The organism is Streptomyces niphimycinicus, assembly GCF_018883605.1.
In the GTDB taxonomy this organism is placed as follows: domain Bacteria; phylum Actinomycetota; class Actinomycetes; order Streptomycetales; family Streptomycetaceae; genus Streptomyces; species Streptomyces niphimycinicus.
Genome location: NZ_JAHLEM010000801.1, coordinates 1 through 8,519 on the forward strand (window position 1 = coordinate 1; position 8,519 = coordinate 8,519).

Annotated in this window: 8 protein-coding genes and 1 pseudogene; 5 read left to right on the forward strand and 4 right to left on the reverse strand. The window is 71.4% G+C overall.

Features of this window, described 5'->3' with window-relative positions; all coding sequences use genetic code 11:
* The 4 genes and pseudogenes from KN815_RS42995 to KN815_RS43010 all read right to left on the reverse strand — a co-directional run.
* Positions 1-232 (reverse strand): annotated as a pseudogene (locus tag KN815_RS42995) (MFS transporter); the annotation flags it as partial.
* Positions 229-1,011: an LLM class F420-dependent oxidoreductase gene (locus KN815_RS43000; protein ID WP_216347195.1), complete on the reverse strand. Its 783-nt coding sequence runs from the start codon at positions 1,009-1,011 to the stop codon at positions 229-231. The gene KN815_RS43000 and the pseudogene KN815_RS42995, both read right to left, overlap by 4 nt.
* An 84-nt stretch (positions 1,012-1,095) precedes the next feature.
* Positions 1,096-2,112 carry a zinc-dependent alcohol dehydrogenase gene (locus tag KN815_RS43005; RefSeq protein WP_216347196.1) on the reverse strand — a complete coding sequence of 339 codons (1,017 nt, stop codon included), beginning with the start codon at positions 2,110-2,112 and terminating at the stop codon, positions 1,096-1,098.
* Between the two features lie 74 nt (positions 2,113-2,186).
* Positions 2,187-3,752, reverse strand: coding sequence for an MFS transporter (locus KN815_RS43010; RefSeq protein WP_216347197.1), 1,566 nt, complete (start codon positions 3,750-3,752; stop codon positions 2,187-2,189).
* A 346-nt stretch (positions 3,753-4,098) separates the two neighbouring features.
* Here KN815_RS43010 and KN815_RS43015 point away from each other — a divergent pair, with 346 nt between their 5' ends.
* From KN815_RS43015 to KN815_RS43035, 5 genes are all read left to right on the forward strand, one after another.
* The gene (locus tag KN815_RS43015) at positions 4,099-4,848 is read left to right on the forward strand and encodes a helix-turn-helix transcriptional regulator (protein ID WP_216347198.1); all 750 of its coding nucleotides are present in this window, start codon (positions 4,099-4,101) and stop codon (positions 4,846-4,848) included.
* A gap of 284 nt (positions 4,849-5,132) precedes the next feature.
* On the forward strand, positions 5,133-5,384 hold the full coding sequence (locus tag KN815_RS43020) for an acyl carrier protein (protein WP_216347199.1): 252 nt from the start codon (positions 5,133-5,135) through the stop codon (positions 5,382-5,384).
* 38 nt (positions 5,385-5,422) lie between these two features.
* Positions 5,423-6,664 (forward strand): beta-ketoacyl-[acyl-carrier-protein] synthase family protein, encoded by a 1,242-nt coding sequence (locus KN815_RS43025; RefSeq protein ID WP_216347200.1) that lies wholly within the window; start codon positions 5,423-5,425, stop codon positions 6,662-6,664.
* On the forward strand, positions 6,661-7,806 hold the full coding sequence (locus KN815_RS43030) for a beta-ketoacyl synthase N-terminal-like domain-containing protein (RefSeq protein ID WP_216347201.1): 1,146 nt from the start codon (positions 6,661-6,663) through the stop codon (positions 7,804-7,806). Before KN815_RS43025 ends, KN815_RS43030 begins: the two co-directional genes overlap by 4 nt.
* Positions 7,803-8,519: beta-ketoacyl synthase N-terminal-like domain-containing protein (locus KN815_RS43035; RefSeq protein WP_301184698.1), on the forward strand; the 717-nt coding region annotated here is incomplete at its 3' end. The genes KN815_RS43030 and KN815_RS43035, both read left to right, overlap by 4 nt.

Here is an 8,519-nt window from a genome sequence, read left to right on the forward strand (position 1 = left end):
CCCGGTCGGCCAGCGGCCCGCCGACCAGGGCGGCGGCGAAGCTGGCCGCGGCCATCGCGATGAAGTAGCCGCCCGCCGCCCGGCCGCCGAGCCCCAGCAACTGGCTGACGTAGATCGAGGTGAACGGGAAGCACAGCCCGTTGCCCAGGCTGGAGAGCAGCAGTGCGCCCATGAGCAGGCCGAAGCGGCGCCCCAGGGGCGTGCGGGGCGCCGTCGCGCGCGGGGCCGTCACGAGGTGAGCGCGGCGCGCACCTTGAGCAGCTCCTCGGCCTTGCGCAGGTCGTACGGGGCCGGGAGGGAGAGCACCACATGGACGGCCCCGGCCTCGGCGAACTCCTCGACCAGCGGCAGTTGGTCCGGATTGACCATCACCGTGCGGGCCACCCGGCCCGGGTCCCGGCCGACCCGCTCGCACCACTGGTCCAGGACGCCGTTCAGCTCACGGAAGTCGGCGACCGGGTCCTCGGAGGCCCAGCCGTACCAGTTCCACCAGTCGGCCTCGCGGGCCACCAGCTCCAGGGTGCGCCGCCGCCCGGCGCCGCCGATCAGCAGCGGAAGCGGGCCCGCGGGGCCGGGGTTGAGCTTGGCCAGCCGCTCCTTGACGGCGGTGACGGACGCGGCGAAGGCGTCCATGCGCCCGGCCGGTCCGGGGAACGGCAGCCCGTACTCGGTGTGCTCGGCCTCGAACCAGCCCGCGCCCAGCCCCAGCACCAGCCGCCCGCCGCTGAGCTGGTCGACGGTGCGGGCCATGTCCGCCAGCAGATCCGGATTGCGGAACGCGGTACAGCTCACCAGCGGCCCGATGGTGGCCCGCTGGGTCTCGACCGCCATCGCGGACAGCAGCGACCAGCACTCGTAGTGGCGCCCGGCGGGGTCGCCGGTGTGCGGCAGGAAGTGGTCCCAGGTCCACAGCGAGTCGACCCCGAGGGCGTCGGCCTCGCGCCACGCGGTGCGCAGCTCGGCGATTCCGGTGTGCTGGGGGTGGAGTTGCACGCCTACGCGCAGGGACACGGGGGTGAATCCTTTCTGTTGGTGACTGGTGACTGGTGACTGGTGACTGGTGACTCCGCTGGGGATGCGCCCGGCGCGGAGCCGTTACGGCGTGACGACCACGCGGTAGACGGGGGTTTCGGCGGCCTGCTTGAGCGCCTTCTCGACCTCGTCCAGCGGGTAGCGCGCGGTGACCAGCGTCTCCAGCCGCGCGGACAGCCGCCCGCCGCGCAGCAGTTCGGCGGCGGCGCGCCAGTCGTCCGGCTCATGGCTGAAGGAGCCGGTGACGGTCAACTGGCGGCGGTGCACCTCGTAGCCGGGCAGTTCGGCGGGCGGGCCGCCGGGGCCGCCGCCGTAGAGGACGATGGTGCCGCCGTCGGCGACCGCGGCGAGGGCGGCGGCGATGGCCTCCTTGGACGCGATGGTCACGACGACCACGTCCGCCGGGGGCAGCCCGCCGATGTCCTCGGGGGTGACGGCCGCGTCGGCGCCCGCCGCCGCGATGGCGGCCAGCCGCTGCTCGTCCCGTTCGACCACCGCGACGCCGCGGGCCTGAAGTTGCGCGGCGACGGCGAGGTGGAGGTGGCCCATATAGCCGGCGCCGATGACGGTGACCCGGTCCCCGGCGCGGAAGCCGCCGCGGCGCAGCGAGTGGACCACACAGGCCAGCGGTTCGCCCATGGCGGCGACGGCGGGGTCGGTGTCGCCGGCCGGCCACACCCGTGAGGCGGGCAGCGCGATGTACTCGGCGAGCCCCGCGCCCATGGTGATCGCGCCGTCCTCCCGCTTATGCCCCTGGAGTGCGACACAGATGGCGGTCTGGCCGCGCCGGCAGCTTCGGCAGGCCCCGCAGCGCGGCAGTCCGTCGAGGGTGACGAGGGAGCCGACGGCGGGCATGTCCTCCAGCGTGGCGGCCTTGGCGCCGATCCGCTCGACCCAGCCGGAGATCTCATGTCCGGCGGCGGCCGGGTAGACCGTCATCCGGCCCGCGTAGAGATTGGCCTCCATGGTGCAGATACCGCAGGCCGCGATGCGTACCAGCACCTCCCCGTCACCGATGTCGGGGACAGGTATCTCTCGGATCTCCACCTGGCCTGCCGCCGTGATGACAGTTGTACGCATGTGAACTGCCTTCCGCATTACGGATGTTGTGCCGGGAGGCTATGCCGGGGCGACAGGGGTGGCAAGAAGAACGATCACATGCTGGATCGCGTACCGGAAGACGTCCGGCGGAACGCCCACCAGATGATCACTGCTCCGGCCGCGGCGGCGGCAGCGCCGACGACGGAGGCCACATGCATGGCGTGGACGAACCCCTCGTCGGCGATGTCCGACAGCCGGGGCAGCCGCATCTTCGCGCCGAGCAGCCGGGTGGCCTCGGGCGACTCCCCGGCGGCGGCCGCGTCACCGGAGGGCAGCCCGCTCAGCCGGGGGGTGACCCGGTCGCGGTAGACGCTGACCAGGACGGAGCCGAGGACCGCCACTCCGAGGACCCCGCCGATCTGTCGCAGCGAGTTGTTGACGGCGGAGCCCGCGCCGGTCCGGTCGGCGGGGAGGATGGCCATGATCGCCTCGGTGGTGGGGGCGACGGCGGCGCCCATGCCCAGGCCCTGGAGGATGAGGAAGACCCAGAACAGCGGCAGTCCGCTGGTCTCGTCCAGGAAGACGTAGGCGACGAAGCCGGTGGTGGCGATCAGCATGGCCGCGGTGACCACCGGGCGCACCCCGTGGTTCCGTACCAGCTTGGCCGAGAGCGGGGCGCCCAGCAGCACGCCGAGGGCGACCGGGGCGATCGACAGCCCGCACTCCAGCGGCGTCTGGCCTTGGACGCCTTGCAGATAGAAGCTGGTGTAGTACATCGAGCCGTTGAGCCCGAAGAAGGTGAGCATGACGGCGACGCTGGCGCCGGTGAAGCGGATGTCGCGGAAGAGCCGGACGTCGAAGCTGGGGTTGGCGACGCGCAGTTCGACGAGGACGAAGACCACGACCAGCAGCACGCCCCCGGCCAGCGAGGCGACGATGGCCGGATCGGTCCAGTCGTTGCGGTGGCCGCCCTCGATGACGCCCCAGACGATGGCGAAGAGCCCGGCGGTGGAGAGCAGCACGCCCAGCGGGTCGAACTTCTGCCGTACCCGGGTGACCACACCGGGCAGAAAGACGAACGAACCGGCCACGCAGAGCACCACGATCGGCACATTGACCAGGAAGACCGACCCCCACCAGAAGTGGTCGAGCAGCGCTCCGCTGAGCATCGGCCCGGTCGCGATCGCGATTCCACTGGAACCCGACCAGATCGCGATGGCAGTCGCCCGGTGCCGTTCGTCGAAGACCTGGGCGATCAGGGCGAGGGTCGCGGGCATGATCAGGGCGCTGCCGATGCCCATGGCGCCGCGGGCCACGATGAGTTCGGTGGCCGAGCCGGAGTAGGCGGCCCAGGCGGAGGCCGCGCCGAAGAGGACCATGCCGGTCAGCAGTAAGCGGCGGTGGCCGTAGCGGTCGGCGAGCACCCCGCCGGTGAACAGCAGCACCGCGAAGACCAGGGTGTAGGAGCTGATGCTCCACTGGAGCTGATTGGGGCTCGCCCCGAGCCCTTCGTCGGGATCGGCGAGGGTTTTGAGGGCCACGTTGAGCACGGTGTTGTCCAGCCACACCGCGAGTTGGGACAGGACGAGCACCGAGAGCGCGAGCCATTGGCGGCCGGTGGGGGAGTGGGCGGAACCGGCCTGCGCGGCATCGGTGGTCGCGGTGTTCTGTGCAGCCATGGGGGCGGCGCCTTTCGGGACCCGAGGGGAGGTGTGGGGGGTCCGCGTCGTATGGCAAGGGATGGCGTGCTGGCTCTAGAGGAAGTTACCAATCCGCCGAGCGGGGGCGCAGCCCCTTGCCGACACGGGGAGGTGTCGTGGCCGGAACGCGAGGGTATTTCCCGGCGGGAAGTGTCCCATAAGGAACGATCTTCCTTGCCGTGTGCCAGGGGGCTCGTTACTGTTCCCGGAAAGGGAACGGGGGTGTCCTTTGAGCCATTTCGGAAATCAACCAAATGGGCGAGTGCCTATTGACGGATTTGACGCGGAGGTGGGCGCGGGGAGAGCGGTTCGAACGGAGCCGGACATGGGGTCGGACAACCTGGAGGAGACTCTGGGCCAGGCGTTACGCCTGCTGGAGTCCGCGGTGCACCACCACCGCCGCTCCGCGCTGGCCTCGGCGTCCGCCGAACTGCCGGTGGCCGGGGAGGCCGTGGCCGGCTGGGTGGCGCGGTTGGTGCTGCGCGCCGAGCGGGATGTGATCTGGAGCCTGCCCGAGGTGACGGGCGAGGACCACGCCCGGCTGGTCGGACAGACACTCGCCCAACTCGCGGGCAAGGGGGTCAGAACCCGGATGCTCTGCCCGCCGGCCGTCATCCGGGGCGCGGCGTGGCAGCGCTCGGTGGGGACCGTGGCGCACCTGGAGGTGCGTGTCTGCGAGGGGGTGCGGCAGGAGCTGGTGGTCGTGGACGGCGCCGCGGTCATCGCGCCCGACGCCTCGCCGGGCGAGCCCGGCGGCTCCCGCGCCTCGATGATCCAGAACTCGACCGTGGCCGATATGCTGCATCAACTGCTGTGCGGCAGGTGGGACACGGCCCAGCGCCCGATGCGGCCCCTGTCGTTCGAGGGCGGTGCGCGCGGCCGGGTGCTGCGCGAGGTGCTGAAGCTGATGGCGGAGGGCTACAAGGACGACGCCGCGGCTCGCAAACTCGGCCTTTCGGTGCGTACCTACCGTCGCTATGTGGCCGACATCATGCGGGACCTACAGGTCGAATCGCGGTTCCAGGCCGGAGTGCGCGCCGTGCGCGCCGGGCTGATGGAGTCCGACCCCGAGTAGGGGCGGACCACACCCCGGGCAGCAGCCGGGTTGTTGGCGGTTTGAACGATATTGGCACGCTTCTGTCCGCCGGTGACCTGGCAGCTTCCTGTCGATTCCAAGTTCCGACCCGGCGGTAACCGGCTGCCATGTGCAGCTTTATGACACCCGGACCAGTCGAATGCTGGTGTTCACCCGGCATGTGACAGCTAGTGGACTCTGGGGTTGTCCCCTCCCGGACCGGCGCCTAGCGTCAGCGGAAGCTTCGTCGCTTTGCCCATGCCCGAAAATGGAGGTGCGCGGTAATGACCGCCATCGTCGAAGAGCGTCGTGAAACCATCAAGGAAATCGTCACCGATATTCTTGAGATCGACCCCGACGAGGTCACTGAGACCAGTCTCTTCAAAGAAGAGCACGACGCGGATTCACTGCGTGCCATTGAAATACTCGCGGCTTTGGAGAAGACCTTCAATATCGTCATAGACCAGTCCGAACTCAGCCGGATGGTAAACCTTCAAGGCGTCTACGAGGTTGTCTCCGACGCGGCGGGCTGGTGACCGCCGGATCCGGGCGGTCTCTCGGAAGGCAGGGCGAAATGCGTGGTGAGCCGGGTCGCAGGGTCGTCGTCACCGGTCTCGGGGCGGTGTCCGGGATCGGCATCGGCGCGGCGGAATTCCTCGCCGGACTGCGCGCCGGAAAGAGCGCGGCGGGCCCCATCACTGCGTTCGACACGGAGGGCTTCGACCGCTCTACGGCGTGTGAGGTCAAGGATTTCGAGCCGGACCGGTGGATTCGAAATCTCGATGTGCGGACGCTGGGCCGGGCGAGCCGGTTCTCGGTCGCGGCGGCCCGTATGGCGGTGGCCGACGCCGGATTCGCCGAGTCCAAGAGCGCGCTGCGCGACATCCCCTGTCTGATCTCCGTCGGCACGACCGACGGCGAGTCCAGGGACCTGGACCATCTGGTCGAGGAGGAAGTGGATCTGGGGCCCGAGCGGATGGATCCCACCCTCGCCCGGCGGGTGCCCGCCGGACGGCTTTCGAGCGCGATCGCCCAGGAGTTCGGCCTCACCCGGGCCGAGGCGGTCACCCTCCCCACCGCGTGCGCCGCCGGGAACTACGCGATCGGCTACGGCTTCGACGCCATCCGCGCCGGGGACGTGGACCTCGCGCTGTGCGGCGGCGCCGACGCCCTGTGCCGTAAGACCTTCACCGGCTTCTACCGCCTGGGCACCATCGCCCCCGAGCGCTGCCAGCCCTTCGACAAGGACCGCAAGGGCATCCTCACCGGCGAGGGCGCGGGCATCCTGGTGCTGGAGAGCCTGGAGTCGGCGCTGGCCCGGGGCGCCCGTATCTACGCCGAGGTCCTCGGCTACGGACTCAACTGCGACGCGGACCACCCGGTGGCCCCCAACCAGGACAGCGTGGCCCGCTGTATGCGGCTGGCCCTGGACAACGCCCACGTCAAGCCGGAAGAGGTCGACTTCATCTCCGCGCACGGCACCGGCACCAAGGCCAATGACATCACCGAGGCCCGCGCCATCCGCCAGGTGTTCGGGGACGCCGCCCCGCCGCGCACGGTCTCCATCAAGTCGATGATCGGCCATTCCATGGGCGCCGCCGGGGCCCTGGCCTCGATCGCCTGCGCCCTCGCGCTCACCGAGGGCTTCATCCCGCCGACCATCAACCACCAAGAGACCGACCCGGAATGCGGTCTGGACTGTGTGCCCAACCAGGCCGTGGACGCCGATCTGAAGGTGGTCCAGAACAACGGCCTGGCCTTCGGCGGCAACAACGCCGTCGTCATCTTCGGCAAGAGCCGAGCGGACTGGTCATGAGTCCGCTGGTGACCGGCGCCGGGGCCGTGGCGAGCGTGGGCGAGGGCGTCGACGAGGTCTTCCAGGCTCTGTGCGCCGGCATCAGCGGACTCGGCGAACTGCGCGGCTTCGACCCGGAGCGGTACCGGACCCGCCACGCCTACGAGATCGACGACCGCCCCGCGCCCGGCACCGACCTCCCGGGCCGCGCCACCGACTGGCTGCTGCGCGCGGTCGGCGAGGCCGCGGCCCAGGCCGGGCTCGGCGAGGACCTCAGCGAGGTGCCCGTCCTCGTCGGCACCGGGCTGCGGGAACTGCGTTCCGCCGAACTCGCCTGGCGCGACGGCACGCCCTTCGACGTCGGTCGGCTGCACTTCGGCACCGCCTTGCGGACACGTTTCGGCGCGGTGCGCACCCACACCTTCTCCGGGGCCTGCTCGGCCTCCCTCTACGCGCTCGCACTCGCCGCCGACCTGCTGACCACGGGGGCCGAGGACACCGTGGTGGTGGCCGGTGTGGACACCCTCACCGAGTCGATGTACGGGCTGCTGGACCGGGTCAACAGCGAACCCCCCGACCGCGTCCGGCCGTTCGACCGGGACCGCCGCGGGGTGCTGATGGGCGACGGCGCGGCGGCCGTGGTGCTGCGCCGGGAGGAGCCCGGCGCGGGCACCGGCGCGCTCGGCCGGGTGCGCGCCGTCAGCATGAACTGCGACGCGCGCCATGTGACCGCGCCCGACCCCCGCGGCATCGCGCGGGCGGTGCACGAGGCGCAGTGGCGGGCCGGCGTCAAACCCGGCGATATCGACCTGGTGCTGCTGCACGGCACCGGCACCCAGCTCAACGACGCCGCCGAGGCCGCCGCCATCGCCGAGGTCTTCGGCCATGAGGTGCGCGGGCCCCTGATGACCGCCATCAAGTCCATGACCGGCCACACCTCGGGCGGCTCAGGTCTGCTCAGCCTGATCGTCGCGCTGGAGTCCCTGGCGTCGGGCCGGGTGCCGCCCACCCTGGGCCTGGCCGAACCGCTGCCCGAGGCCGAGGCGTTCCGGTTCGTCCGGGAGGAGGCGCGGGACGGCGGGGATCTGCGGGTCGCGCAGATCGACGCGTTCGGCTTCGGCGGTGTCAACGCGGTCGCCATCGTGGAGAGGGCCGGCCGATGACGCGAGGCACCGGCGAAGTCGTCGTCACCGGCGTCGGCCTGGCCCTCCCGGGCGCCGACACCCCCGAGGCACTGCTGCGCCGCACCGCCTGCCCCGTCACCGGACCCGCCGCCGAACCGTTCGACACCGCCGCCCGGATCGGCCGCCGGGGCCACCGCTACAAGGACCGGGCCACCCGGCTGGCGCTGTGCGCCGCGCTCGACGCGCTCCGGAACGCCCAACTGATCGCCTCCGACGGCGAGGAGGTGACGGTGCCCGGCGACACCGTGGGCGTGGTCGCCAGCTCCAACCTGGGCAACCTCGACACCGCCTGCCTCACCGCCGCCGCCATCGCCGAGCGGTCGGCCGTTGATCTCAGCCCCATGAGCCTGCCGAACGCCTCCAGCAATGTGATCGCCTCGTGGGTGGCCATCCGCCACGGACTGCGCGGCCCCAACCTGATGCTGTGCAACGGGGCGACATCCGGCCTGGACGCCGTCCACTGGGGCGCCACGCTGGTCGCGGCGGGCCGGGTCCGGCGTGCGGTGGTGATCGGAGTGGAGACGCACAACGCCGTCGTGGAGGATCTGCTCGGCCGGTCCGCCGATGAGCTGCTGGACGGTGCGGCGGCCCTCGTCGTGGAGGGCGCCCGGTGGGCCGAGGCCCGGGGGGCGCGAGCCGCCGCCGCCCTCGGCCCGTACGAACGGCGGGCCGGGCTCAGCGGCTGTGTGGCG

Bases quoted from the DNA above. Each gene is read 5' to 3' on its own strand.
- KN815_RS43005 (WP_216347196.1), bottom strand. From the start codon at position 2,112: ATGCGTACAACTGTCATCACGGCGGCAGGCCAGGTGGAGATCCGAGAG.
- KN815_RS43010 (WP_216347197.1), bottom strand. From the start codon at position 3,752: ATGGCTGCACAGAACACCGCGACCACCGATGCCGCGCAGGCCGGTTCC.
- KN815_RS43015 (WP_216347198.1), top strand. From the start codon at position 4,099: ATGGGGTCGGACAACCTGGAGGAGACTCTGGGCCAGGCGTTACGCCTG.
- KN815_RS43020 (WP_216347199.1), top strand. From the start codon at position 5,133: ATGACCGCCATCGTCGAAGAGCGTCGTGAAACCATCAAGGAAATCGTC.
- KN815_RS43025 (WP_216347200.1), top strand. From the start codon at position 5,423: ATGCGTGGTGAGCCGGGTCGCAGGGTCGTCGTCACCGGTCTCGGGGCG.
- KN815_RS43030 (WP_216347201.1), top strand. From the start codon at position 6,661: ATGAGTCCGCTGGTGACCGGCGCCGGGGCCGTGGCGAGCGTGGGCGAG.